This window comes from Streptomyces beihaiensis (assembly GCF_026274175.1).
Lineage (GTDB): Bacteria > Actinomycetota > Actinomycetes > Streptomycetales > Streptomycetaceae > Streptomyces > Streptomyces beihaiensis.
This window is the reverse complement of the sequence record NZ_JAPHNL010000003.1, coordinates 1-24,604: the sequence shown is the minus strand read 5'-3', so window position 1 is coordinate 24,604 and position 24,604 is coordinate 1. Positions and strand designations below refer to the sequence as shown.

The 24,604-nt window shown below is 71.5% G+C and carries 23 protein-coding genes; 16 read left to right on the top strand and 7 right to left on the bottom strand.

Going from position 1 to position 24,604, the window contains the following annotated elements; all coding sequences use genetic code 11:
- Positions 1-264 precede the first annotated feature (264 nt).
- From OFY01_RS01245 to OFY01_RS01220, 6 genes are all read left to right on the top strand, one after another.
- Positions 265-1,485: a L,D-transpeptidase gene (locus OFY01_RS01245; RefSeq protein ID WP_266595423.1), complete on the top strand. Its 1,221-nt coding sequence runs from the start codon at positions 265-267 to the stop codon at positions 1,483-1,485.
- A 167-nt stretch (positions 1,486-1,652) separates the two neighbouring features.
- A complete protein-coding gene (locus OFY01_RS01240) occupies positions 1,653-2,852 on the top strand; it encodes a L,D-transpeptidase (RefSeq protein ID WP_266595421.1) in 1,200 nt (399 codons plus the stop codon).
- A gap of 47 nt (positions 2,853-2,899) precedes the next feature.
- Positions 2,900-3,667, top strand: coding sequence for an enoyl-CoA hydratase/isomerase family protein (locus tag OFY01_RS01235; protein ID WP_266595420.1), 768 nt, complete (start codon positions 2,900-2,902; stop codon positions 3,665-3,667).
- Positions 3,668-3,959: 292 nt separating this feature from the next.
- Positions 3,960-4,568, top strand: a complete 609-nt coding sequence (locus OFY01_RS01230; RefSeq protein WP_266595418.1) for an ATP-binding protein — start codon at positions 3,960-3,962, stop codon at positions 4,566-4,568.
- Positions 4,569-4,901: 333 nt separating this feature from the next.
- Positions 4,902-5,717, top strand: a complete 816-nt coding sequence (locus OFY01_RS01225; protein ID WP_266595416.1) for a polysaccharide deacetylase family protein — start codon at positions 4,902-4,904, stop codon at positions 5,715-5,717.
- A complete protein-coding gene (locus OFY01_RS01220; protein ID WP_266595414.1) occupies positions 5,714-6,931 on the top strand; it encodes a YncE family protein in 1,218 nt (405 codons plus the stop codon). Before OFY01_RS01225 ends, OFY01_RS01220 begins: the two co-directional genes overlap by 4 nt.
- Before the next feature lie 30 nt (positions 6,932-6,961).
- On the opposite strand, the gene OFY01_RS01215 is transcribed toward OFY01_RS01220, so the two are convergent.
- The gene (locus OFY01_RS01215) at positions 6,962-7,615 is read right to left on the bottom strand and encodes a GNAT family N-acetyltransferase (protein WP_266595412.1); all 654 of its coding nucleotides are present in this window, start codon (positions 7,613-7,615) and stop codon (positions 6,962-6,964) included.
- A gap of 52 nt (positions 7,616-7,667) precedes the next feature.
- Between OFY01_RS01215 and OFY01_RS01210 the strand changes: the two genes are divergently transcribed.
- The 5 genes from OFY01_RS01210 (at position 7,668) to OFY01_RS01190 (ending at position 11,036) form a co-directional block, all read left to right on the top strand.
- Positions 7,668-8,582, top strand: coding sequence for a MerR family transcriptional regulator (locus tag OFY01_RS01210; protein WP_266595410.1), 915 nt, complete (start codon positions 7,668-7,670; stop codon positions 8,580-8,582).
- 56 nt (positions 8,583-8,638) lie between these two features.
- Entirely contained in the window at positions 8,639-8,851 is a 213-nt protein-coding gene (locus tag OFY01_RS01205) for an EF-hand domain-containing protein (RefSeq protein WP_266595408.1), read from the top strand.
- A gap of 266 nt (positions 8,852-9,117) precedes the next feature.
- Positions 9,118-9,960 (top strand): helix-turn-helix domain-containing protein, encoded by an 843-nt coding sequence (locus OFY01_RS01200; RefSeq protein WP_266595406.1) that lies wholly within the window; start codon positions 9,118-9,120, stop codon positions 9,958-9,960.
- Complete coding sequence (locus tag OFY01_RS01195; protein ID WP_266595404.1) at positions 9,942-10,238, top strand: DUF397 domain-containing protein; 297 nt, start codon at positions 9,942-9,944, stop codon at positions 10,236-10,238. Before OFY01_RS01200 ends, OFY01_RS01195 begins: the two co-directional genes overlap by 19 nt.
- A 132-nt stretch (positions 10,239-10,370) precedes the next feature.
- Positions 10,371-11,036: an NADPH-dependent F420 reductase gene (locus OFY01_RS01190; protein ID WP_266595402.1), complete on the top strand. Its 666-nt coding sequence runs from the start codon at positions 10,371-10,373 to the stop codon at positions 11,034-11,036.
- A 13-nt stretch (positions 11,037-11,049) separates the two neighbouring features.
- Here the strand turns inward: OFY01_RS01190 and OFY01_RS01185 are convergent, their stop codons facing one another.
- The 4 genes from OFY01_RS01185 to OFY01_RS01170 form a co-directional block, all read right to left on the bottom strand.
- On the bottom strand, positions 11,050-11,604 hold the full coding sequence (locus OFY01_RS01185; protein ID WP_266595400.1) for a GH25 family lysozyme: 555 nt from the start codon (positions 11,602-11,604) through the stop codon (positions 11,050-11,052).
- 129 nt (positions 11,605-11,733) lie between these two features.
- Positions 11,734-12,438, bottom strand: coding sequence for a response regulator (locus tag OFY01_RS01180; RefSeq protein ID WP_266595398.1), 705 nt, complete (start codon positions 12,436-12,438; stop codon positions 11,734-11,736).
- Positions 12,439-12,558: 120 nt separating this feature from the next.
- Positions 12,559-13,173, bottom strand: a complete 615-nt coding sequence (locus tag OFY01_RS01175) for a vitamin K epoxide reductase family protein (protein ID WP_266595396.1) — start codon at positions 13,171-13,173, stop codon at positions 12,559-12,561.
- Positions 13,170-13,661 (bottom strand): hypothetical protein, encoded by a 492-nt coding sequence (locus tag OFY01_RS01170; RefSeq protein ID WP_266595394.1) that lies wholly within the window; start codon positions 13,659-13,661, stop codon positions 13,170-13,172. The genes OFY01_RS01175 and OFY01_RS01170 overlap by 4 nt, the downstream gene beginning before the upstream one ends.
- A 240-nt stretch (positions 13,662-13,901) precedes the next feature.
- Between OFY01_RS01170 and OFY01_RS01165 the strand changes: the two genes are divergently transcribed.
- From OFY01_RS01165 to OFY01_RS01145, 5 genes are all read left to right on the top strand, one after another.
- Positions 13,902-14,378, top strand: a complete 477-nt coding sequence (locus tag OFY01_RS01165; RefSeq protein WP_266595392.1) for a pyridoxamine 5'-phosphate oxidase family protein — start codon at positions 13,902-13,904, stop codon at positions 14,376-14,378.
- Positions 14,379-14,616: 238 nt separating this feature from the next.
- Positions 14,617-15,606 carry a hypothetical protein gene (locus tag OFY01_RS01160; RefSeq protein ID WP_266595390.1) on the top strand — a complete coding sequence of 330 codons (990 nt, stop codon included), beginning with the start codon at positions 14,617-14,619 and terminating at the stop codon, positions 15,604-15,606.
- A gap of 57 nt (positions 15,607-15,663) precedes the next feature.
- On the top strand, positions 15,664-17,511 hold the full coding sequence (locus OFY01_RS01155) for an HSP90 family protein (protein WP_266595389.1): 1,848 nt from the start codon (positions 15,664-15,666) through the stop codon (positions 17,509-17,511).
- A gap of 2 nt (positions 17,512-17,513) precedes the next feature.
- The gene (locus tag OFY01_RS01150; RefSeq protein WP_266595388.1) at positions 17,514-20,498 is read left to right on the top strand and encodes a hypothetical protein; all 2,985 of its coding nucleotides are present in this window, start codon (positions 17,514-17,516) and stop codon (positions 20,496-20,498) included.
- 357 nt (positions 20,499-20,855) lie between these two features.
- A complete protein-coding gene (locus tag OFY01_RS01145; RefSeq protein ID WP_266595386.1) occupies positions 20,856-21,683 on the top strand; it encodes a ZIP family metal transporter in 828 nt (275 codons plus the stop codon).
- A 19-nt stretch (positions 21,684-21,702) separates the two neighbouring features.
- Here OFY01_RS01145 and OFY01_RS01140 read toward each other — a convergent pair whose 3' ends face one another.
- Both OFY01_RS01140 and OFY01_RS01135 read right to left on the bottom strand, forming a co-directional pair.
- The gene (locus tag OFY01_RS01140) at positions 21,703-22,812 is read right to left on the bottom strand and encodes a hypothetical protein (protein WP_266595427.1); all 1,110 of its coding nucleotides are present in this window, start codon (positions 22,810-22,812) and stop codon (positions 21,703-21,705) included.
- A 182-nt stretch (positions 22,813-22,994) separates the two neighbouring features.
- A complete protein-coding gene (locus OFY01_RS01135) occupies positions 22,995-24,380 on the bottom strand; it encodes an L-serine ammonia-lyase (RefSeq protein ID WP_266595425.1) in 1,386 nt (461 codons plus the stop codon).
- Between the last annotated feature and the right edge of the window lie 224 nt (positions 24,381-24,604).

Sequence of the window (24,604 nt, the reverse complement as noted above, 5' to 3'; positions counted from 1 at the left end):
GGGGCGTGGCCGTTCGCCGCCCGTTCCCGCGCTTCCTGCGCCGCGCCCCGCGCGGCGGCGGCGTCACCGTCCCGCACTGCCTCCTGCTCGGCTGCGCTCGACACCTTTCGGCCTCCCGCGGCTCACGGCGGCTCACGACGGCCGGATCGGGGTGTGCGGCGTCCCGGCCGCGGCTCCCCGGCGCGTCGTCCTCCCCACTGTTCTGCCCACGGCGTGGCTCGCACTCACGTTTCCCCGGCGGGGTGCCCGTCGTTGGGCCCTGACGTGAGTAGAGCTGTGAGGCGCGCGCGGCGCGCAGGGGCCACGCTGGCCGCCGTACTGACCTGGGCCGGACTGCTCGGCGGGCTCGCCGGCTGCGACTCGGCGGGCGAGATGCTCGGCAAGCCGCGCTCGCCCGATGACCTGATCCGGGTCACCCCCAAGGACACGGCCGAGGGAGTGAAGCGTGACGGGAAGTTCCAGGTGGAGGTCCCCGAGGGGCGCCTGGAGTCGGTGAAGGTGGTGAAGGTTCAGGACGCGCAGCGGGAGAGGGTGACCGGGCGGTTCGAGCACGACCGGACGCGGTGGCGTCCGACGGGCGAGGACGCGGACCGTCTCACGCTCGCCGCGAAGTACACCGTCGACGCGGTCGCGGTCGACGGTCACGGCCGCCGCGTGGCCCGCCACACCACGTTCACGACGTCCGTCCCCGACGAGCGCTTCGTCGGCTACGTGACGCCGGAGAACCGCTCCACGGTCGGCACCGGCATGATCGTCCGGATCGACTTCAACCGCGAGATCGACCATCGCGCGGCCGTGCAGCGGGCCATCCGCATCACGGCAGACCCGCCCGTCGAGGTCGCCCCGCACTGGTTCGGCAAGGAGCGCGTCGACTTCCGCCCCGAGCACTACTGGAAGCCGGGCACCAAGGTCACTGTCGACCTCGGCCTGCGCGACGTGGAAGGCGCGCCGGGCGTCTACGGCCTTCAGCACAAGACGTTCTCCTTCACCGTCGGCCGCAGCCAGGTCAGCGTGGTCGACGCGGCGGCCCACACCATGGAGGTCCGCAGGGACGGCGCACTCCTCGAGACCCTCCCGATCACGGCGGGCGCACCGGGCCGGGCCACGTACAACGGCAAGATGGTCGTCTCCGAGATGCTCGACGTGACGCGTATGAACAGCCGCACCGTCGGCTTCGGCGGCGAGTACGACATCCCGGACGTGCCGCACGCGATCCGGCTCACCGACTCCGGCACGTTCCTGCACGGCAACTACTGGGGTGGCCGGGTCTTCGGCAGCGTCAACTCCAGCCACGGCTGCATCGGCCTGCGCGATGTGAAGGGCGGCAGCTCCCGCACGCCCGCCGGATGGTTCTACGACCGCACTCTCGTCGGCGACGTCGTCGAGGTGAAGAACAGCAAGGACAGGACGGTGGCGCCCGACAACGGCCTCGGCGGCTGGAACCTGACCTGGAAGCAGTGGCGGTCGCCGGACTCGCACGGGTGAAAAGCCTCGAAACCACCCATGAGTTGGGACTGAACGGTGACATTCGTGGGGATCCGTTTCCCCAGGTCGTGTGGTTATCTTTCGCTGTGTGCGCGGATGTGTGTGCTGTGACCGCGCGGTGATGTGTGCCTCGGCCAGGGGGGCCGCGGGAGGGGAGAGAAGGCATCGTGAACGGGCGACGACCGATATCGGCGGCTCTGCTGGGGGCGGCTCTGCTGCTGGTCACGGCGTGCGGAGGCGGCGGCTCCGGCAGTGGTGGGAGCGACGGCAAGGCGAAGCCGGAGAAGGTCGAACAGGCGAACAAGCCGTCCGAGGCCGTCGTCACGGTCGCGCCCGAGGACGGTGCCCACGCCGTCGCCACCAGCGGGGCCCTGCGCGTCACGGCCGCGCACGGCACGCTGAGCGAGGTGAAGGTCACCGACGGCGAGGGCGACGCGGTCGCCGGGAAGATCGCGGACGGCGGCACGAGCTGGAAGCCCGCGTCGCACCTCGCGTCCGCCACGACGTACAAGGTGCACGTCGTGGCGAAGGACAAGGCGGGACGGGTCTCGGCCAAGGACACCACCTTCACCACGCTCACCCCGAAGAACACGTTCATCGGCTACTTCACCCCGGAGGACGGCTCGACGGTCGGCGTCGGCATGCCGTTCTCGCTCCGCTTCACGCGCGGCATCACCCACCCCGACGCGGTGAAGGACTCCGTCTCGATCACCACGAAGCCGTCCGTCCCGGTCGAGGGCCACTGGTTCGGCAACGACCGGCTCGACTTCCGCCCCGAGCACTACTGGAAGCCCGGTACCGAGGTCACCGTCAAGCTCGACCTCGACGGCGTCGAGGGCCGCCCCGGCGTCTACGGCAAGCAGGCCAAGACCGTGACGTTCACCATCGGCCGCAGCCAGGTCTCCACGGTCGACGCGAAGAAGCACGAGATGACCGTCAGGCGCGACGGCAAGGTCATCAGGACGATCCCGGTCTCGACGGGCAAGCCCGGCTACGACACCTGGGGCGGTCAGATGGTCATCAGCCAGCGCTTCAAGGTGACCCGTATGAACAGCGAGACCGTCAACCTCGGCAGCGAGTACGACATCAAGGACGTCCCGCACGCCCAGCGCCTGACGGACTCCGGAACGTTCATCCACGGCAACTACTGGGGCGCCGGCGCCTTCGGCCACTACAACTCCAGCCACGGCTGCATAGGTCTGCGCGACGTGCGCGGCGGCTACGACAAGCACGTCCCGGCGGCGTGGTTCTACGACCACTCGATGATCGGTGACGTGGTGATCGTCAAGAACAGCCACGAGCGCACGGTCTCCCCGGCCAACGGCCTGAACGGCTGGAACATGTCCTGGAGCCAGTGGACGAAGTGACGGCCCCGTCGGGGCCGGGCAGGTGAACGCCCGCTAACCTGCGGAGCATGACCGCTCACCTCGAAGTAGCCGAAGGCGTCGGGACGATCCGTCTGGACCGTCCCCCGATGAACGCCCTGGACATCGCCACCCAGGACCGCATCAAGGAACTCGCCGAAGAGGCCACGGCCCGCAGTGACGTGCGGGCCGTGGTCGTCCGCGGCAGCGAGAAGGCGTTCGCGGCCGGCGCCGACATCAAGGAGATGCAGCGCATGGACCACGCGGCGATGGTCGCGCGCTCCCGCGACCTGCAGGACTCGTTCTCCGCCGTGGCCCGCATCCCCAAGCCGGTCGTCGCCGCCGTCACCGGGTACGCCCTCGGCGGCGGCTGCGAGCTGACCCTGTGCGCGGACTACCGGATCGCGGGGGAGAGCGCCAGGCTCGGGCAGCCGGAGATCCTGCTCGGCCTCATCCCCGGCGCGGGCGGTACCCAGCGCCTGTCCCGGCTCGTCGGCCCCTCCAGGGCGAAGGACCTGATCTTCACGGGCCGCCAGGTCAAGGCCGCCGAGGCGCTCGCCATCGGCCTGGTGGACCGGGTGGTCCCGGACGCCGAGGTCTTCGACGCCGCGCACGCCTGGGCGGCGAAGCTCGCGCAGGGCCCGGCGATCGCGCTGCGCGCCGCCAAGGAGTCGATCGACGCGGGTCTGGAGACCGACCTGGAGACCGGGCTGGCCATCGAGCGCAACTGGTTCGCGGGACTGTTCGCCACCGAGGACCGGGAGACCGGGATGCGCAGCTTCGTCGAGGAGGGGCCGGGCAAGGCCAAGTTCGCGTGATGCACGGCCCCCGTCACCCGGAGCCCGGGACCGGGAACCCCTCACTCGGAACCCCTCACTCGGAACCCCTCACTCGGAACCCCTCACTCGGAACCCCTCACTCGGAACCCCTGACTCGGCTTTCGTAACTCCCGTACGGGCAAGCCGAGTTGATCACGTCCCTCGTTGGGGCGCATTGCCGCCGTCTTAAGCCGACCTCAAGCGCGGCTTAACCCGTCTCGTACGCGGGGATGGACGGTTGTGTGTTCGTATGGCGTCACCGCAGGTCAGGCAGTGCGTACCGGTGTACGAAATGCCTGCGGCATATGACTTAAGAACCCCCCGGAATGAGGCGTTCCGGGGGGCTTATTCAGCCGGAACGCTCCCAAGGGCCCCTCCTGGCAGCCATCATGGGGGCATGGCGGGGCTTGAAGGTGTCGAACAGCCGCGACGGCACGGGAGTGCGACCGCGGCGCGCTGGTCTCCCGCGGTCGAGGACGAACACGCTCTGAGGGCGCTGGAGTTGTACGGGAACCCGGCCGAGGAGGAGGTGTGGCTGCCCTCCCGTCCGGAGTCGGCGGCGAAGGCGCGCCGACTCGCCCAGGTGGTCGTCCTGCGCCACTGGGGCCTCTCGCCGAAGCTGACCGAGGACGCGGTGCTGCTCGTCTCGGAGCTGGTCGGCAACGCGGTGCGGCACACCGGCGCCCGCGGCTTCGGCCTGCGCATGGCGCGCCGTCGCGGCATGATCCGCGCGGAGGTGCGCGACCCGTCCCGCGGACTTCCCTGCCTCATGCCGGTGCGCGAGCTCGACATCTCGGGCCGCGGCCTCTATCTCGTCAACAAGCTCGCCGACCGCTGGGGCGTCGACCTGCTGCCGCGCGGCAAGACGACGTGGTTCGAGATGCGGGTGGCCGACCGCTAGGACCGTCCGGCCGCTGGGTCCGCCGCTGGGGCCTTCCGGCGCGTGGGCGACCGTGCACGAAAGCCCCCGTTCTCGCCGTCGTGCGGCGCCGCGGGGGCCTCCGTGTGGAGCGCCGTGGGCGATTGGGGTGTGGCCCACGGCGTCTGATGACGACCTGGCCCGGGTCAATGGGGGTCGTGGCACAGATCATGGCAGACGGGGCGACTGATCGCCAAATGAATCATTGGTGACATCACCCACTAGCCTCTTAAATGAAGAATAAATGCAGCCTGTGTCCAGTAAACGTTAAGGTGGTCGGGTCGGTAAGCGGCTTTTGTCCGGCAAACCCCTTAAATGGGGCGGGTGACCAAGGCAGAACCGTTCCGGCGCCGAACCGTCCTACGCGTCGGCGCCGGGCTCACCGCCGCCCTCGCCGCCGGGTGCGCCGACCGCGCACGCACTCCGGTGACCGCCGACCCGACACCCACCACACACGCGACACACACCCCACCCGCGACACCCGCCACCCCCTCCGCGCGGGCCGCCCCCGGCCCCAGGCCACTGCCCGGCCTGCCCGCCCAGATCGACCACGGCCCGGCCGACCGCCGAAGCGTCGCCCTCACCTTCCACGGACAGGGCGACCCGGCCATCGCGCACGCCGTCCTCACAGAGGCCGAGCGCGCCCGTGCCAAGGTCACCGTGCTCGCCGTCGGCACCTGGCTCGACGAGCACCCCGCCGTCGCCCGGCGCATCCTCGACGGCGGCCACGACCTGGGCAACCACACCCTCCACCACCTCTCCATCAACACCATGTCCGAGGCCGACGCCTACGCCGAGATCACCGGCTGCGCCGACCGCATCCGCCGCCTCACCGGCTCCATCGGCACATGGTTCCGCCCCTCCCGCACGCAGACCGCGACACCGCTCGTCGCCCGTCTCGCCCAGCGCGCCGGATACCCGCACGTCCTCTCGTACAGCGTCGACTCGCTCGACTACACCTCGCCCGGCAAGGACGCGGTCGTCGACAACGTCACCTCGGCCGTGCGTCCCGGCTCGATCGTCAGCATGCACTTCGGTTACGCGGACACCGTCGCCGCGCTCCCGACCCTTCTGGACCGCCTGACCGCCCGCGGCCTGTCCGCGGTGACCTGTACGGAGCTGCTCGCATGAACACCGCCCCCTCACGCACCCGTCGCCCCCGCCCCGCCCGTTCCGCCCGGCTCGTCGCCGCGATCGCCGTCGTCGCCGCCGCGCTCGCCGGGTGCGGCGCCGAGCACGCCGACGGCCACGGCAAGCAGTCACGGGAGGCCGTCAAGGCGGTGAAGCCCGCCCCCGACAAGCAGCAGACGGTCAACGGCCTGCCGGGCATGCCGCCGGTCCTCGACTCCAAGGACATCTACGCCGCCGACCGCCCCAACAAGCTCTCGGCGCAGGTGAAGAACGACCCGGCCCGCATCTACGTGCCCAACACCCAGTCCGACACCGTCTCCGTGATCGACCCGAAGACGTTCGAGGTCATCCGCACCATCCCCGTCGGCCGCCAGCCCCAGCACGTCGTGCCGTCGTGGGACATGAAGACGCTGTGGGTCAACAACGACAAGGGAAACACGCTCACCCCCATCGACCCGAAGACCGGCAAGGCGGGCAAGCCGGTCCCCGTCCACGACCCGTACAACCTGTACTTCACCCCCGACGGCAAGCACGCCGTCGTGATGGCCTCCATGGACCGCCAGCTGGTCTTCCGGGACCCGCACACCATGAAGATCCAGCACACCGAGCCGGTCAGCTGCTACGGCGTCAACCACGCCGACTTCTCCAAGGACGGCCGCTACTTCATCGTCAGCTGCGAGTTCAGCGGCGAACTGCTCAAGGTCGACACGGAGAAGATGAAGGTCGTCCAGCAGATGAAACTGCCGTACGACAACGCCAAGCCGCAGGACGTGAAGCTCTCGCCCGACGGCAAGACGTTCTACATCGCCGACATGAACGCCGACGGCCTCTGGATCCTCGACGGCGACAAGTTCACCAAGCCGACCCTGCTGCCCACCGGCAAGGGCGCCCACGGCCTCTACGTCAGCCGGGACTCCAAGTACATGTACGTCTCCAACCGGGGCGAGGGCACCATCTCCGTCTTCGACTTCGCCACGGGCAAGGTCGCCAAGAAGTGGCGCCTGCCCAACGGCGGCAGCCCCGACATGGGCGGCGTCTCGGCGGACGGCAACACGCTGTGGCTGTCCGGCCGCTACAACTCCGAGGTCTACGCCATCGACACCCGTACGGGTGTCCAGATCGCCCGCATCGCCGTCGGCTCGGGCCCGCACGGCCTCGCGGTGTGGCCGCAGCCGGGCCGCTACTCCCTGGGCCACACCGGAATCTTCCGGTGAGGCAGGGCCCCCGAGCGCCCCGCCGGCGCATCAGCGGGTAGGTGCGTGCGGGTGCATCAGCGCCTCGGAACCCACCGGTCGGTACCCCGCGGACTGGAAGGCCCGGACACTGCGCGCGTTCCCCGGTGACTGCTGGGCCCACACGAATCCGTCCGGCACCAGGTGACGGGCGGCGACGGCCAGTCGCCGCCCCAGACCTCGGTGCCGGGCGGACTCGTCCACCTCGATCGCCGTCTCCCAGCGCCCGCCCACCCCGCGCCCGAGCACGAGCAGACCCCCGTCCGCCTGCCACACCCGCACGTCGTCGCGGCGTCCGAGCGCCCGTGTCACCCGCGGGTGCGCGCGGTCGCGGACCTCGGCCAGCGCGAGCGGCGCCGGGCCCGGAAGGGCGCAGGCCACGGTCAGCAGGTCGATCGTGTCGTGGCGCCGCCCCGTACGGTCCATGAACGCCGCGAGGAAGCGCGGGTTCATCGACGCGGCGAGGGGATCACACCTGGCCGCGACCAACGCGGCCAGCGCACTCCGCACCCACTCCTCCGACTCGTCCGTGAACACCACGGTGTGCGCCGAGAACGCGATCACCCCGGCGTCCCGCGCGCACATCTGCGGCACCACGGTCGTCGAACCGTCCGGCGCCGGGAAGACACCCTTGGCCGCGGCGTCCAGAATCTCCCGCAGATCCATCTCCGAACTCCCCCTTGAGTCTCCACCCACTGGAAGGCCCAGACTCGCAGACATGATCGACGACGGCCTCCCACTGCTCACGATCGGCCGGCTGGCCCGCCGCACCGGCCTCACGGTGCGCACCATCCGCTACTGGTCCGACGAGGGCCTCCTGAACCCCGTCGCCCGCAGTGACGGCGGCTACCGGCTCTACGACGCCGAGTCAGTGGCCCGCCTGGAGCTGATCCGCACCCTGCGCGACCTGGGCCTCGGCCTCGACGACGTACGCACGGTCCTGTCCGGGGAACGGGACGTCGCGGCCGTGGCCGCCGCGCACGTGGCGGCGCTCGACGCGCAGATCCGCGTACTGCGGCTCAACCGGGCGGTCCTGTCGACGGTCGCGAAAAGAAACTCGACAGCCGAGGAGATGACCCTGATGAACAAGCTGGCACGCCAGTCCGCCGCCGAGCGCAAGCGGATCATGGACGAGTTCGCCGAGGAGATGCTGCACGGCCTCGACACCGTGGACCCCGCCATCCAGGAGCGCATGCGCACCCTGAGCGACGGGCTCCCTGACGACCCGACGCCCGAGCAGGTCGACGCATGGGTGGAGCTGGCCGAACTGCTCCAGGACCCCGAGTTCAAGGCGCGGATGCGCCGCGCCACCGAGTACAACGCGGCCGACCGCGCCCCCGGCGCCCCGGCCGGCGCCTCGATGACCTTCCTGCGCCAGCTGGTCGCCCTGGCCGGGGACGCCGAACGGCGCGGCATCGACCCGGCGGCGCCCGAGGCCGACGCGGTCATCGCCGAACTGATCGGCGACACCGACCCGGCCACCGTCCTCGACCGGCTGCTCGCCACCACGGACGACAAGGTCGCCCGCTACCGGGAGCTGCTGGGCGTCCTCAAGGCCACCTCCGTGCAACCCGCACACCGCGGGGCCTTCGCCTGGGCGGTCGCCGCGCTGCGCGCGCGGGCCGCCGGATAACCTGGCCTGCGCAAGCAAGCCAGTACGAACCAGTACGAAGACGAGGGGCGGACCCGGTGGCGGACATCGAGGAAGCACGCAAGGCGTTCGAGCGTTTCGACGCGAACGGCGACGGATACATCACGGCGGCCGAGTACAAGAGCGCGATGGCGCAGATGGGCGACTTCAACGTCACCGAGTCGGTGGCCGAGGCGCTCATCGCCCGCCAGGACACCAACGGGGACAAGGTCCTCTCGTTCGACGAGTTCTGGGCGAACCTCAACAAGTAAGCCCGGCCCGCGCGGTCTCGCGCGATCCGATGGGGCGTACGCCGTGTCCGGTACATCCGGGGCGCGGGGTGCGCCCCATCGGCGTTTTCAGTAACTTTCCATGACAATTCCTGACTTCTCAGCACATTACGCGCAATCTCAACTACCGTGTGTAGCGCGGGCGTTACGAGGATGCTCGCGAGCCGGGGCGCCGACGTCGGACACGGGCGTGTGTTTCCCCGGCGCGGGGAGCAAGTTCCGCAAATTCAACACGGAGGTGGTCGGGCATGCCGCCACGTCGGGTGGTCACGAGCAAGAGCAGGGAGCCGCGCGAGCGGTACGCGGAGGAGGTCAGGAAGCTGCGGCTGGACCGCGGGCTCAGCTTCCGGCAGATCGGAGAGCAACTGGGCTGGGACGCGTCGCTGTTCTCGAAGATCGAGTCGGGAGAAACGGTCGGCGGTCCGGAAGTGGCCCAGGCCATGGACCACTTCTACGGCACGAAGGACATGGTCCTCGCGCTGTGGGAGCTGGCGATCGCGGACCGTACGCAGTTCAAGGCGCGGTACCAGCGGTACATGCTGCTGGAGTCGGAGGCGTTGAGTTTGTGGCACTTCGGGGTGAGCGTGCTGCATGGTCTGCTTCAGACCCGTGAGTACGCGCGCGAGGTGCTGGCCTCCGGCGGGCACACGGGAGAGGAGCTGGAGAAGCAGGTCAAGGCGCGGCTCACCCGCCGGGAACTCATCGAGGGTGAGCGTGCCCCGCTGTTCCGGGCGGTCGTGTCCGAGGCAGTGCTGCGGACCGCGTTGAAGGACGAGGCCGCGTGGCGGGAGCAGTTGAAGTTCCTGGTGGAGATGTCCGAGCGCTCGAACGTGAAGCTGCACGTGCTGCCGTTCAGCGCGGGCCCGCACGGCCTGGACAGCACCGACGTGATGTTCCTGCGGCTGCAGGACGGGCGTACCGTGGCGTACATCGAGAACGCGTACCAGGGCGAACTCATCGAGACGAACTCGGCAGTTGAGCGGCTGCAGCGTGCTTACGATGCACTGCGCGACCTGGCACTCGCTCCCGCCGAGTCGCGGACGTTCATCCTGCGCATGTTGGAGGAAGCATCGTGCGATCCATCGACCTGAGCGCGCTGACCTGGCGCAAGAGCTCCTACAGCAACTCGGACGGCGGCGCGTGCGTCGAGGTCTCCGACGACCTCCTGTCGCTCGCCCCCGCGCCGGGGTGGCGCAAGAGCTCGTACAGCAACTCGGACGGCGGCCAGTGCCTCGAAGTCCGCGACGACCTCGACGCCGTCGTCCCCGTCCGTGACAGCAAGACCCCCGAGGGGCCCGTCCTCGCCTTCGCCGCGACCGGCTGGGCGTCGTTCGTGGACGCGGTCAAGGGCGGCCGACTGGGCGCCTGACGGCGGCGGCAGGTGTGTGAGAGCGGCGGTGGGGCGTGTTCCGGCCGCCGCTCACCGCCGTGGAATAGCCGGACGCTCCCCGAGGTTCCACCGCATGCACATGCATGGATTGATCTCGCTAAGGGGCACGACATGAAGATCGGCATCATCGGCGCGGGCAACATCGGCGGCAACCTCACCCGGCGCTTCACGGCCGTCGGCCACGACGTGCACGTGGCCAACTCCCGTGGCCCGCGGACCCTCACGGCGCTCGCCGAGGAGACCGGCGCCACGCCCGCCACCATCGAGGACGCCGTCCGGGGAGCCGAGGTCGTGGTCGTCACGATCCCGCTCAAGGCCGTGCCGGCGCTGCCGAAGGGGTTCCTGGACGCGGCCGCCGACGGGGTCGCCGTCATCGACACGGGCAACTACTACCCGCAGCAGCGGGACGGCAGGATCGACGCCATCGAGGACGAGGGCCTGACCGAGAGCCGCTGGACCGAGCGGCAGATCGGGCACCCGGTCGTGAAGGTGTTCAACGGCACGTACGCGCAGGACATCCTCGACAAGCCGCGCCCCAAGGGCGACGCGCGGCGCGTCGCCCTTCCGGTGGCGGGCGACGACGCGGCGGCCAAGCAGGTCGTCGTCCAGCTCCTGGACGAGATCGGCTTCGACGCCGTGGACGCGGGCGGCATCGACGAGTCCTGGCGCCAGCAGCCCGGCACCCCGGTCTACGGCCTCGCCTCCGACGCGGCCGCCGTGCGCACGGCGCTGGACGCGGCGTCGCCGGAGCGGACGGCGCAGTGGCGGGCCGTCTGACCTGGACGGTTCGTCAGGCTTCGGCCCACTCGCGTAGGGCGGCCTTGCTGGAGAAGGCGGCCACGTTCTTGTCGAGCGGGTGATCCGTGTACTGGTGGAAGCGCCACTTCGCCTCGATGCGCGGCTCACCCGCCGTCACGTAGTCCGCGATCCACAGACCGTCGCCCGCGTACGAGGTCCGGTCGACGTTCAGCCAGTAGTGGCGGTTCGTGTAGAGCAGGACGCGGTGGTGGTGCGGGCGCAGGCGCTTGACCTCGCGGATGAACTCGTCCTTCTCCGCGTTGCTCGCGTGCGTCCCGTCCTCCGTCGTCTCCCAGTCGACGGCCAGCATGTCGCCGAGCCGGGAGGCGCACTTGGTGACGAAGTACTCGGCCTGCGTCCTGATGTGGCCCGGCCACAGGAAGTGGTAGAAGCCGACGACCAGGCCCGCGTCACGGGCCAGTTTGGCCTGCTCGGTCTGGCGCGGGTTGACGTACGTGTGACCTTCCGTCGCCTTGACGAACGCGAACGACCTGCCCTCCGTGCCGAACGAGGACTGATGGGCGCTGACGTCGACACCATGCAGCATGGGGGGCCTCCTGGTCGGTGGGGGACGACGTGGTCGGGCCATTATGGTTCCCTATGGCCGCTGGTCAGACGCCCTTCTTCACGCAAGCTCCACCAGTGCCCGGCGCGCGTGGCGCGCGCCGGGGGCGCGTCAGTCCTGGCCGGGCTCCCGGAGCCGCTCCACGAGCAGCGCGGCCTGAAGGCGGCGGTGCACGCCGAGTTTCGAGAGGATCGACGACACGCGGTTCTTGACCGTCTTCTCGGACAGGAACAGCCGCGCGGCGATCTGGCGGTTCGTCAGGCCCTCGCCGATGAGCTCCAGGATCTGCCGTTCGCGCGGCGAGAGCCGGGCCAGCTCCGGCGCGTTGTTCTCCGGCTGCGGTTCGGGTTCCGGCTCGCGCAGCTTCTCCATCACCCGTGCCGTCGCCCTCGGGTCGAGCATCGAGCGGCCCGCCGCCACCGCGCGCACGGCGCCGAGCAGGTCCTGGCCACCGATCTGCTTGAGCACATAGCCCGCCGCACCGGCCATGATCGCGTCGAAGAGGGCCTCGTCATCGTCGTACGAGGTCAGCATCAGACAGGCGAGCTCCGGCATCCGTGCCCGCAACTCCCGGCACACCTCCACGCCTTGGTCGCTGTCCGGCCCGCCCCCGCCGAGCCGCACGTCCAGCACCGCCACGTCGGGGCGGGCGGCGGGCACGCGCGCCAGGGCCTCGCGGGCCGTGGCGGCCTCCCCGCAGACCGTGATGTCCGGCTCGGCGTCCAGCAGGTCACGCACGCCCCTGCGGACCACTTCGTGGTCGTCGAGGACGAAGACCCACAAGGGGCCGTCAGGCGGCGCGGGAAGCGTGGGCATATGTATGGCTCCAAGGGCGTGCCGGGGACGACGGCACACCGCCCCCGGCAGTCAGTATCCGGTCGGCCCGGCGCGCGGCGGCAGGGGCCGAACGGCCCCCGCCCCGGCCTGCCCCGCCGGTCACGGCAGGGTCTGCCAGTACGACCAGAAGCGGGTCAGGATCAGCAGCGCGATCATCCCGCACCAGACGACCGGCACCACCCACGCGAACTCCCACGCCGCCGCGACCACACCGCGTGGCGCGCGGATCACGCCGTGCCGCACGTTGTGCGTGGTGACGTACGAGAAGAGGACGACCGTCGCCGCCCAGGCGAGGGCGCACCACAGGCACAGCGCGCCGATCTCGTACAGCGCCTGCGTCATCAGCCACATGCAGAAGCCCGCCCCGGCCAGCGTGCCCAGGTTCAGGCCCAGCCAGAACCAGCGGCGGTAGCGGGCCCCGGCGAGCACGCCGAGTCCGACGGCGGCCACCGCCGCGTACGTGACGAGTCCGATGACGGGGTTGGGGAAGCCGAAGACCGACGCCTGCGCGCTGCGCATCACGTCCGTGCAGGACAGTACGGGGCTGATCGAGCAGGACGGCACGAAGTCCGGGTTCTCGGCCAGGCGGATCTTGTCGATGGTGATCACGAAGGAGGAGAGAAGGCCCAGCGCGCCGGTGACGACGAGCAGCCAGCCGATGCGCGCACCGCCTCGCCCACCGCCTCGCGCACCACCGCGTACGCCGCCCGTCACCGCGCTCCTCCGTCTCCGCGCCGCGCGGCCCCCGCGGGCCACAGGACGTCGACCGGGATGCCGCGGGCGCGGGCGTAGGCGACGAGGTGGGCGGTGGCGTCGCGGCCGTCGGACGGGGAGCCGTCCCACACCGCCAGGAGCCGGGAGCAGCCGTCGACCAGCTGCTCGTCGGCGCGCACGCAGGCGTCCCGGTCGCCGGGATCGTAGGCGAGGAGCCGCACCTGTCCGGCCGACATCAGCAGTTCGCCGGCGGCCGACAGGTCAGGGCCCGACAGCGGCGCGGGCACCGCGCCGAACGTCGGGATGAGGACGGCCAGGCGCCGCCCGGCGGCCTGTATGGCCCGCGCGAAGACCACCGGCAGTCCGGCCGAGGCGCGCACCAGACCGTACGCCTCGGAGGGCAAGCCTCTGACGCGTGCGGCCAGCTCGCTCTCCATCAGCCTCAGCGCGTCCGGTGACAGGTCGGCATGGCCCACCGCCGCGATCATCCGCGTCCTCGCTTCCGTTGTGCTTTCCGCAGTGTCTTCGCAGTGATTCCTGCTGTTTTCTCCGCTGCGCGATTCGGACAGCGACACAGTGAACCGGCAACATCCGGCCCCCGCGAGGGGCCGAACGGCCCCTGTGCCCCATTGCGAGACGTGCGTGTACTGAGAGAACAGAACATGTACTGAGAACAGAGCATGTACCGGAGACAGGCCCTCAGGGACCCGGGACGAAGGAACGCAGCCATGCCGCGACAGCAGCACCCGGTCGACACGGCACCGGTTCCCGCGCCCGCGCCGTTCGTGCCGCGCCGCGTGGTGGAGATGGGCTCCGCGGAGTCGCTGCGGCTGCTCGCGGGGGCGCCGATGGGCCGCATCGTCTTCACCCAGCGCGCGCTGCCCGCGATCCGCCCGGTCAACCACATCGTGGACGGCGGCGACATCGTGCTGCGCACCCACGAGGGCGCTGCCCTGGCGGCGCAGATCAGCCAGGTCGACGCGGACGGGGTCGTCGTCGCCTACGAGGCCGACGACATCGACCCGGCCACCGGCCTCGGCTGGAGCGTGGTGGCCACGGGCTTCTGCCGCATGGTCACCGACGCCGATCAGGTGGCCCGCTACGAGGCCCGCATCCACCCGTGGACGGACCAGCGCTTGGACAGCGTCGTCCGCATCACGCCGGACCTGATCACGGGCGTGCGGCTGACCGGCGCGGACGGGTGAGTGCCTGCCCCGGAGCGACGCATCCTGGCGCACGCCCTCATTCCTGTCGGAAGGAGGCGGGTCCCCTTCGGTTCAGCGGGGGAGGCCGGCGGGGGAGGCCGGCGGGGGAGGCCGGCGAGGAGCGCCTCGATGCCGTGCCGGAGCCGTGGAACAACGGTGAAAACCCTGTGGCAGTGCTGTCGGTGGTGCCGTTTATGCTGCCCCGGACGATCAAGCGGTACCAGGGGAGGGGCGCGGCATGTTCGGCAAGCTGTTCGGTAGGGGCGCGCAGAGACGGGCGGCGGATCCGTACGCGCTCCCCGCACCACGCGGACACAGGAACGGCGTGTATCCGCTGTACGCCCTCGGGGACACCCGGGTGCTCGCGCTGGTGGGGGCCGCCGAGGCGGGTGACTGGGAGGCGGTCAAGGGAGCCCTCATCCCCTTCGACCTCGGCCGTGACCACCAGGTTCTCGGTGAGCTGGCCGGCGTGGACGGCGTGCAGGACTGGATCGGCCGGGCCGTCGAGGAGGACGGGGAGCACCGGGCGACCGCCCTGCTGATCTCCGGGGCGCGGCACATCGTCTGGGGCTGGGAGGCGCGCACCCGACAGTCGGCCAAGTACGTCACGCAGGAGCAGTGGCGGCTCTTCCACGAGCGCCTCCACATCGCCGAGGAGCAACTGCTCGAGGCCGCCGAGCTGCGGCCGGACTGGGTCGCACCGTGGTGCCGGCTCCTCACCTCGGGCCGCGGCATGTCGCTGGGCGACGCCGTCCACCAGGCCCGCCTCGACGCGGCCCTGCGCCGCGAGCCGCTGGACCTGGAGGCACACGTCGAGCGGGTGTCGCAGCTGCAGCCCCGCTGGAGCGGCGAGCCCGGCCAGGCCCTGGCGTTCGCCCGCGCGGCCTTCGCCGACGCACCCGACGGCCACCGTCTCGGCTGTGTGATCGCCGTCGCCCACATCGAGGAGTGGATGGAGTCGGCCGACGACGACGATCATCTCGTGACCCCCCGGACACAGGAGGAGCTGAGGGAGGCGGCCCTGCGCAGCATCCTCCACCCCGCCTACGAACGGCGCCCGGGGTGGCAGGAGGACTTCAACACCTTCGCCATGGCCCTCGGCCTGTCCCGCGAGAGCACGGTGGCTCCGCGCGTCTTCCAGGAACTGGGCGGCGCCTTCACCCGGTGGCCCTGGAGGTACATGCCACAGCCGGAGGCCGCGTACGCCCGCTTCCGAGGCCGCGTCTGACTCCGGCCCGCCCCGGCCCGTCTCCCCGACCACCTCACCCCGGACTGCGACTGCCTGATGACTGCGCCCGAAACCCCCGTGAGCCCCGCCGACGCCGACCGCACCTTCCAGGTGGACCTGCGCGGCCTCGTCGATCTCCTCTCCCACCACCTCTACTCCAGCCCACGTGTCTACCTGCGTGAACTCATGCAGAACGCGGTGGACGCGCTGACCGCCCGGCACGGCCTCGAACCGGCCGGACCCGCCGAAGCCCTCGGCATACGCCTGTACGCCGACGGCTCGACGGTCCGTGTCGAGGACGACGGCGTCGGCCTTACCGAGGCCGACGTGCACACCTTCCTCGCCACCATCGGCCGCAGCAGCAAGCGCGCCGAGGGCATCGCCGAACAACGCGACGACTTCATAGGCCAGTTCGGCATCGGTCTGCTCTCCTGCTTCCTGGTCGCGGACACCATCCACGTCCTGAGCCGCTCCGCCCGCACCCCCGACGCCCCCACCGTGGAGTGGCGCGGACGCGACGACGGCAGCTACACCGTCCGTACCCTGCCCGCCTCCGCCCGCCCCCGGCCGGGCACCACCGTCACCCTGACGCCGCGGGCCGACGCCACGGAGTGGACCCGCCCGGCCCAAGTCCACGCGCTGGCCCGCCACTTCGGTTCCCTGCTGCGCCACCCGGTCACCTTCGACGACGGCGCGGGCGGCCCGAGCGTGTCCGTCAACCCGCAGACCGCACCCTGGACACGTACGTATCCGACGCCCGGAGCCCGGTCGCGCGCCCTGGCCGCGTACGGCGAAGAGGTCTTCGGTTTCACACCGCTGGACACCATCGAACTGGACCTGCCGGCGGTGGGACTGAAGGGCATCGCCTGCGTGCTCCCCGAGCCGGTGCCGGCCGGACGCCCCCACGGCCATCGCGTGCACGTCAAGGGAATGCTGCTGTCCGAGCAGGCCCAGGAGATCCTGCCCGACTGGGCCTTCTTCGTCCGCTGCGTCGTGGACGCCGAGAGCCTGCGCCCCACCGCCTCCCGGGAGTCCCTGTACGAGGACGACATGCTCGCCGCCGTCCGTGACGCCCTGGCCGAGCGGCTGCGCGCGTGGATCGCCCGAGCCGCCGCGAGCGACCCGGAACTGCTCGGCCGCTTCCTCCAGGCCCACCACCTGGCCGTGAAGTCGCTCGCCGTGCACGACGACGAGATCCTGCGGATGCTGCTGCCCTGGCTGCCGTTCGAGACCACGGACGGGCACACCACCCTCGACGAGTTCGCACGCACCCACCGCACCGTGCTCGTCACGTCGAGCGTGGAGGAGTTCCGGCAGATCGCGGCGATCGCCTCGGCCGCCGGGCTCGGCGTCGTCAACGGCGGCTACACGTACGACCGTGAGCTGGTGCACCGGCTCCCGGAGATCAGGCCCGAGGCCGTCGTGGACGACCTGGACCCCGCGACCCTCACCGCCCATCTCGACCCCGTCGACCGGGAGACCGAACTCGCCGCCACGGCCTACCTCACCGTGGCCCGCGACGCCCTCGCCGTATTCGACTGCGACGTCGCACTGCGCTCCTTCCAGCCCGCCTCCGCCCCCGCCCTGCTCCTCGACAGCCGCGAGGCACGGCACGAGCGCACCCGCTCCCAACTGGCCCGCGAACAGCAGGGCGGGGTGTGGGGCGACATCCTCGGCGCGCTGCGCCAGGAGGCCCCACGGGCCCAGCTGATCCTCAACCAGCTCAACCCGCTGGTCCGCACCGCGGTCGCCATCGACGAGCCCGAACTGGCCCGCACCAGCGCCGAAGCCCTCTACGGGCAGGCCGCGATGCTCTCCCGGCGCCCGCTGCGGCCCGCCGAGTCGAGCCTCATCAACCGCTCCTTCCTCGACCTCCTCGCCCACGCCCTCCGCAAGGACAGCTGACGATGCCCACCGCACCCCAGTCCACCGACGAGCTGTACCAGGCGCTCCGGGAGAACGACCGCCGTCCGTACGGCCGCACCCGCACCGTCACCGCCGAGGAGCTCGTCGAAGCCGCCGAGCGGTTCGAGGACCCCGCGGCCCTCGTCCACGCGCTGCTCGAACTCCAGGAGGCGTACAACTACGGCTCCGAACCCCGCAAGTCACCCGTCGTCTTCGCGCGCCTTCTCACTCTCTTCGACGAGCAGCCCGACGTCTTCGACGAGCGCCTGCGCCACATGCTGTTCTGGCGGTTCAAGTGGGTGGCCCACGCCCTGCGCCAGATCCCCGAGATACCGCTGACCAGCCTGCGCCAGTGGCTGGCACAGATGCGTGAACGGTACGAGACGGCCGGCCTCGGCCTGCAGCCCTACTACCAGCAGGCGTACCAGCTCGCCGCCCACGTAGGCGAGGACACCACCCTCGCCTACGAGCTCTGGGCGGGCCGCGGCCGCACCAGGCTCAGCGACTGCGAGGCATGCGAGATCTGCGAGCACGCCCGCCATCACCTCACGACCGGTGACGCCGAGCGGGCCCTGCGCACCTGGGAGCCCGTCCTGGCAGGCAAGGCGTCCTGCCAGGAGGAACCGGCCCGCTCCATCTCGTACGCACTGCTGCCCCTTGTGCAGGCAGGACGGACCGAGCAGGCCCGCGAACTCCACCTCGCCGGGTACCGGGGCTGCCGCCGCAACCCCTCCATGGCCCAGGAGACCGGCCGGCACCTGGAGTTCTGCGCGCTCACCGGAAACGAGGCACGCGGCCTGGAACTGCTCGCCGAGAACCGCGGCCTGTTCGACGAGGTCGACTCCCCCCTGGACCTGCTCGGCTTCCTCACGGCCGTCGAAGTCCTCCTCCAGCGTGTCGAGTTCCTCGGCCACGGCGACCTGCCCGCGGCCGGGTACCCGGGCCGCACCTGGACGGTGGCCGCTCTGCGCGCCGAAGTGCGCGCTCGCGCCGACGACCTCGCCGCCCGATTCGACTCCCGCAACGGAACCACCGCCCACACCGACCGCCGCAGGGCCCGCCTCGACCGCGCCCCGCTGCTGGACACACTCGAACTGACCCTGCGCACCCGTGGCCTGGACGACGTGGCTCCGGCCGTCGCTCCGGCCGTCGCTCCGGCGGTCGCTCAGGCCGCCGCACCCGCCGTCGGCACGGCAGCCGAGGTGCCCGACTCGCTCCCGGAACTCATCGTCCGGGCAAGGACGTTGGACGAGCAGGGCCACCCGGACGCAAGAGCCTGCTGGACGCGGCTGCGCGACCTCGTCGACGCCGACGACTACACCCACCCCGAAGACCCGGCCGTCGGCCCCCTCGCCCGGCTGCGCGCGGACCTGCTGGCCGAGGAGGCGAACCGGGCGGGGGAGAAGGACGAGTTCGCCGACGCCGCCGCCCTCCACGAGGAGGCCGCGGCTCTGTACGACGCCGCCGGCCGGCCGGCGGACGCGGCGGTCGCCCGGGGCTGCGCCCTGCTCGCCACCGCTCAGATCGCTCCGGAGGACGCCGCGGCGGCCGGTACGCGGGACGCCGACACGGCCGAGGCGACGACCGCGGAACTGACCGCCGCCCACGCCTCGCTGGTCGCCCTGCACGAGCGGACGTCCGGCATGGCCCCGTTCCAGGAGGCCCGCCTGCTGCGGCTGCGGGCCACCGCCCTCGGCCTGCGCCTGCAGACGTCGAGGAACGAGGAGCACGCCGAACCCCTCCGCGCCGAGGTGGCGGCACTGCACGCTTTCGCCACCCGGCACGGGCTCGACGGCCAGATCTCCGGCGCCCTGCTGCTGCGGTGCAGCACGTTCGCCCTGACCGGCGATCTGCCCGCCGCGGTCGCCGAGATCGATGCCCTCCTCGACCGGCTCAGGACGCAGGGCCCCGCTTGGCACCTGCCCCGCACGCTGGGACTCCGGGGCCGGTTGCAGTTCGGCCTGGGGGACGCGGAAGCCGCGCACGCCGACCTGACCGAGAGTCTGAGACTGGCCGCCGACTGGCCGGCCGGCACCGTCGACACCGCCCGCCTGCACGGCGATCTCGCCGAGGCCGCGATGCGCCTGGGCCGCCCCGAGGAGGCCCTGCGACAGCTGACGCGCTCCGCGGAACTGGCGCTGCGCCACGGCAGCCGGACGGACGCCTTCTGCGCCTACAGCGGCGCGGCCCAGCTGTGCCTCGAACTGGGCCGGGTCGAGGACTGCATCGCCCTGCTCGACTCCGTCATGGCCGAACCGGATATCGCGGCTGGAGAGGTGGACGACCGGCTCACCGCCCAGCTGCGCCTGACCCGGGCGCGGGCACTGCGCGCGGGGGAGGACCTCAAGGCCGCCACGGCGGAGTTCGTCGCCCTGGCGGCCGAGTCGGCGGGCTGGGACGACGATCCGGCGAGCCACGTCATGATCGCCGCGGAGGCGGCCGTCCTCCTGGGCGAGTCCGGCGAGTTCGGCCGGGCCCGCCAGGCCATGGACCAGGCCCTCGCCGCTCACGACAAGGCTCCAAGCTACGAACAGCTCAGCAACTGCCTGCGTGAACTCGCCCGCCTGCAGGCGCAGCAGCAGGGCCCCGACGGGCTGGCCGACGCCCTCGCGTTCCTCGACGACGCCGGGCGGATCGCCGACGAGGCCCGCGCCGCCGGACACCGGGCCCAGGGCCGTTCCCTGGACACCGCTCTGGCCTACGAACACGGACGGGTCCACGCCCACGCCGGCGAGTACGAGGCCGCCCTGGCGGCTCTGGAAAAGGCCCTGGCGCTGCTGGGCGAGCCGGCACAGGACGACGACCGCGCCGGCGAGTGGGCCGAGTGCGTCCGCCTGGCAGCCATCGTGGAAGGCCACTACCTGGAACGCGCCGCCGACGCGCTCACGCGCCTCGACGCGGCCGTCTCCCAGCTGACCTCCTCGGGCCACACCGAGGAAGCCGAGCCACTGACCTCCCTGGCGGCCCGGCTCCGCGACGCGACGTGACCCGCCGCTGCCGGGGCGAAGGCCCGTCCCGGCAGCCAAGGAGTGCGGGCGGGGCAGGTCGACGATGCGGCCGGCCCGGCCGGACGCCCCGTCTTCGCGCGCGAGCGGCCTTTGGCGGTGCTGGCGGTGCTGGCGGTATGGCGGGACCGGGACCGCGCCGGAGCCCCGCCGCCTGATGCCCGACGAGCGCGCGCACCCGGGGACCTTGCGGAGCGCACCCGTAAAGGAACCACCAAGATTCCCTCAAGCGACAGACAGGAGGGTCTTAGGTAAGGCTCGCCTAAATTAGGGTGGGGGTGTCCCGAGGCCGCCGTCCCCACCAGGCCGCTCCGTCAGCACCGTCCCCGGAGTTCTCCCATGTCCAGCGCGAACATCGCCCTGCTCGGCGCCATCGCGGGCCTGACGATCTACGTCGGCCTCCCGCTCGGCCGCCTGCGTACGCCGACGCCCCGCCTGAAGGCCGGGCTGAACGCCGTGGCGATCGGCATCCTCGTCTTCCTCGTGTGGGACGTCCTCACGCACGCCTGGGAGCCGATCGACGGGGCCCTGGCCGACCACCACTGGGCGACGGTCGCCTCCGGCGGGCTGGTCCTCGCCGCGGGACTCACCGCCGGTCTCGCCGGACTGGTCTACTACGACGCCTGGATCGCCCGCCGCCGCGCCGCCGCCGCGCGCCCCGCCGGGCCCGGTGCGGCCGCCGCGACGGAACTGGCCCCGAAGACCCGCAGCCAGGCGGGCTCGCTCGCCCTGATGATCGCGACCGGCATCGGCCTGCACAACTTCGCCGAGGGCCTGGCCATCGGCAACTCCGCCGCCAAGGGCGAACTCTCCCTCGCCGTGCTGCTCATCGTCGGATTCGGCCTGCACAACGCCACGGAGGGCTTCGGCATCGTCGCCCCGCTCGCCGCCGAGGGCGAACGCCCCTCGTGGACCACGCTCTTCTGGCTCGGCCTGATCGGCGGCGGCCCCACCTTCCTGGGCACCCTCGTCGGCCAGCACCTCGTCAACGACACCCTCTCCATCGCCTTCCTCGGCCTGGCCGCCGGCTCCATCCTCTACGTGGTCATCGAACTGCTGGCGGTGGCCCGCAAGGCCAACCTCAAGACGCTGACCACCTGGTGCGTCCTGCTCGGCCTGATGCTCGGCTTCGCCACGGACGCCGTGGTCACCGCCGCCGGGGCCTGACGCCCCGTCGCCGCGCCCCTCAGGACGCGTTGGCCACGCACTCGTCCCGCGTCCTGCAGTAGTGCTCCGCCGGGTCCGCACGGTAACTCCACGGCAGCGCGCCGACATGGCCGTCGACCTGGCGGAACTGTTCCACGGCTTCGTCCCAGCGGCCCTGGAGGTCGAGGTAGTACGCCAGTACGTGGCGGACTTCGGCCAGGCGCGGGTGGTCCGGATCGGCGGCGGCCACGTCCGCGAGGACCGCGTCGACCGCCGCGTACATCTCCGGCGTACGGTCCACCTCCGTGTCGTCCGACGTGTCGTGCTCGAAGTGCGCGATCAACGGGAACACCGTCATCAGACTGCCTTCGGGCGCGCCTGCCGCGGCCTTGGTCGCGAACGCGCGGGCCAGCTCCTCGGACCCGCGCCACTTCGCCGACCAGAACTGCAGAGCGGTCCAGTGCGCCTGGTAGTGGTGCGGGGCGCGGCGGGTGATCTCCTCCCATATCCGGCGCATCTCCTCGTGCCCCCGGCCAAGGCCCAGCGCACTCCAGATCATGCCGATGTAGGGGCAGGGGTCGTCCGCCGGTGCCAGCTTCGCGGCCCGGGCGTGCTGGTCGTCCGCGAGCGGCAGCGTGCGCTGGAATCCGGCGAACTGTTCGGCGCTGGTGAACTTCGCGCGCTTGGCTCCGCGGAGGTTCCAGGCGAGGCACACGGTGCTGCGGGCCCTGACCAGGGCCGCGCCCGGATCGTCGGGGCGGGCCGACTCCCAGCTCAGCAGCCAGGCGTCGTCTTCGGCGGCCAGCAGGCCGAGGTGGTAGGCGAGCCAGGCGCGCCGTTCCCAGTCGCGGGTGCGGGCCGTCTCGTCCAGCAGGCTCGCGCCCGGCTCCCAGTCCCCGGCCCGAGCCTCCGCAAGGGCGACCGTGAGGGCGGGCGACAGCGGGGCGGCGAGCTTGGTGTTCTGCCGTTCGGCCGACAGCAGGCCCAGGTCGGCGGTGCGCCGTGCGACCGACGCGGCTGTCTCCTCGGCCTCCGGGTCGTACCGCAGGCCCTCGGCGTAGCCCTGCACCACGGCTTTGAGAAGGTAGATCCCAAAGCCCAGCAGGCCGAGAACGACAGGGGTCAGCACGACCCACAAGATGATGATCACAGGGCCTCGCAGGGCGGAGAGAAGGAACGTCACGGCAGGAGCGAACGCGTGGCGGGCGGGACTCCCGACAGGTGAACGCCACGTCCGTGCCGTCCCGGACCCTCACCCCCCGGTGCAGCTGCGCACTGTAGCGCAACGGCAGGTCGGAGGGCAGGTCGAAGGGCAGGCCAGGGACCGGAGGGTCAGCACTCGATGATGTTCACCGCGAGGCCGCCGCGCGCCGTCTCCTTGTACTTGACGGACATGTCGGCCCCGGTGTCCCGCATCGTCTTGATGACCTTGTCCAGCGACACCTTGTGCGAGCCGTCGCCGCGCATCGCCATCTTCGCCGCGGTGACCGCCTTCACGGCCGCCATGCCGTTGCGCTCGATGCACGGGATCTGTACGAGACCGCCGACCGGGTCGCAGGTCAGGCCCAGGTTGTGCTCCATGCCGATCTCCGCGGCGTTCTCCACCTGCTCGGGGGAGCCGCCCAGGACCTCCGCGAGGGCGCCCGCCGCCATCGAACAGGCCGAGCCGACCTCGCCCTGGCAGCCGACCTCGGCGCCCGAGATGGAGGCGTTCTCCTTGAACAGCATGCCGATCGCGCCGGCCGCGAGCAGGAAGCGCACCACGCCCTCCTCGTCGGCGCCCGGCACGAAGTCCATGTAGTAGTGCAGGACGGCGGGGATGATGCCCGCCGCGCCGTTGGTCGGCGCCGTGACGACACGGCCGCCCGCCGCGTTCTCCTCGTTCACCGCCATCGCGTACAGGGTGATCCACTCCATGGCCAGCCCCGCCGGATCGCCCTCGGCCCGCAGCTTGCGCGCCGAACTCGCGGCGCGGCGGCGGACCTTGAGGCCGCCGGGCAGAATGCCCTCGCGGGACATGCCGCGCGAGACGCAGGCCCGCATCACCCGCCAGATCTCGAGGAGCCCGGCGCGGATCTCGTCCTCGGTGCGCCACGCCTTCTCGTTCTCCAGCATCAGGGCCGGGATGGACAGGCCGGTCTCGCGGGCCAGGCGCAGCAGCTCGTCGCCGGTGCGGAAGGGGTACTTCAGGACCGTGTCGTCCGGGACGATCGGGTTCTCGCCCTCGGCGCTCTCCTGGGCGAGCACGGTCTCGTCGACGACGAAGCCGCCGCCGACCGAGTAGTACGTCTTGGTCAGCAGCTCGGTGCCGTCGGCGTCGTACGCCCACAGGGTCATGCCGTTGGCGTGGTAGGGCAGGGCCTTGCGGCGGTGCAGGACCAGGTCGTCGTCGAAGGCGAAGGCGATCTCGTGCGCGCCGAGCAGGCTGATGCGGCCGGAGCTCTTGATCTTCTCGACGCGCTCGTCGGCGGTCTCCACGTCCACCGTGCGCGGCGACTCGCCCTCCAGGCCGAGCAGCACCGCCTTCGGCGTGCCGTGCCCGTGCCCGGTGGCGCCGAGCGAGCCGTACAGCTCCGCGCGTATCGAGGCGGTGTGGGCCAGCAGGCCCTCGTTCTTCAGCCGCCGCGCGAACATGCGCGCCGCGCGCATCGGGCCGACCGTATGCGAGCTGGACGGGCCGATGCCGATCGAGAACAGGTCGAAGACCGAGATGGCCACGGTGGAACTCCAATGGTGGTGGTAGACGCCGTTGTCTGCCGGGTGGTGGTGCGGCGGGGCGCCGCGCACGCTGGTCGCTTCTGTCTCCAGTGTGCGCGGCGCCCCGGGCGAATGTGCGTACGAAAGCGTACGGAACTACGACAGGCCGGGGTACAGGGGGTGCTTCTCGGCGAGGGTGGTCACCCGTGCCTTGAGGGCCGTGGCGGTCTCGGTGTCGTAGGTCG

Bases quoted from the DNA above. Each gene is read 5' to 3' on its own strand.
- OFY01_RS01190 (WP_266595402.1), top strand. From the start codon at position 10,371: ATGAAGATCGGCATCATCGGCGCGGGCAACATCGGCGGCAACCTCACC.
- OFY01_RS01200 (WP_266595406.1), top strand. From the start codon at position 9,118: ATGCCGCCACGTCGGGTGGTCACGAGCAAGAGCAGGGAGCCGCGCGAG.
- OFY01_RS01145 (WP_266595386.1), top strand. From the start codon at position 20,856: ATGTCCAGCGCGAACATCGCCCTGCTCGGCGCCATCGCGGGCCTGACG.
- OFY01_RS01230 (WP_266595418.1), top strand. From the start codon at position 3,960: ATGCCTGCGGCATATGACTTAAGAACCCCCCGGAATGAGGCGTTCCGG.
- OFY01_RS01165 (WP_266595392.1), top strand. From the start codon at position 13,902: ATGCCGCGACAGCAGCACCCGGTCGACACGGCACCGGTTCCCGCGCCC.
- OFY01_RS01225 (WP_266595416.1), top strand. From the start codon at position 4,902: ATGGGGCGGGTGACCAAGGCAGAACCGTTCCGGCGCCGAACCGTCCTA.
- OFY01_RS01155 (WP_266595389.1), top strand. From the start codon at position 15,664: ATGACTGCGCCCGAAACCCCCGTGAGCCCCGCCGACGCCGACCGCACC.
- OFY01_RS01215 (WP_266595412.1), bottom strand. From the start codon at position 7,615: ATGGATCTGCGGGAGATTCTGGACGCCGCGGCCAAGGGTGTCTTCCCG.
- OFY01_RS01160 (WP_266595390.1), top strand. From the start codon at position 14,617: ATGTTCGGCAAGCTGTTCGGTAGGGGCGCGCAGAGACGGGCGGCGGAT.
- OFY01_RS01185 (WP_266595400.1), bottom strand. From the start codon at position 11,604: ATGCTGCATGGTGTCGACGTCAGCGCCCATCAGTCCTCGTTCGGCACG.
- OFY01_RS01210 (WP_266595410.1), top strand. From the start codon at position 7,668: ATGATCGACGACGGCCTCCCACTGCTCACGATCGGCCGGCTGGCCCGC.
- OFY01_RS01235 (WP_266595420.1), top strand. From the start codon at position 2,900: ATGACCGCTCACCTCGAAGTAGCCGAAGGCGTCGGGACGATCCGTCTG.
- OFY01_RS01180 (WP_266595398.1), bottom strand. From the start codon at position 12,438: ATGCCCACGCTTCCCGCGCCGCCTGACGGCCCCTTGTGGGTCTTCGTC.
- OFY01_RS01150 (WP_266595388.1), top strand. From the start codon at position 17,514: ATGCCCACCGCACCCCAGTCCACCGACGAGCTGTACCAGGCGCTCCGG.
- OFY01_RS01220 (WP_266595414.1), top strand. From the start codon at position 5,714: ATGAACACCGCCCCCTCACGCACCCGTCGCCCCCGCCCCGCCCGTTCC.
- OFY01_RS01170 (WP_266595394.1), bottom strand. From the start codon at position 13,661: ATGATCGCGGCGGTGGGCCATGCCGACCTGTCACCGGACGCGCTGAGG.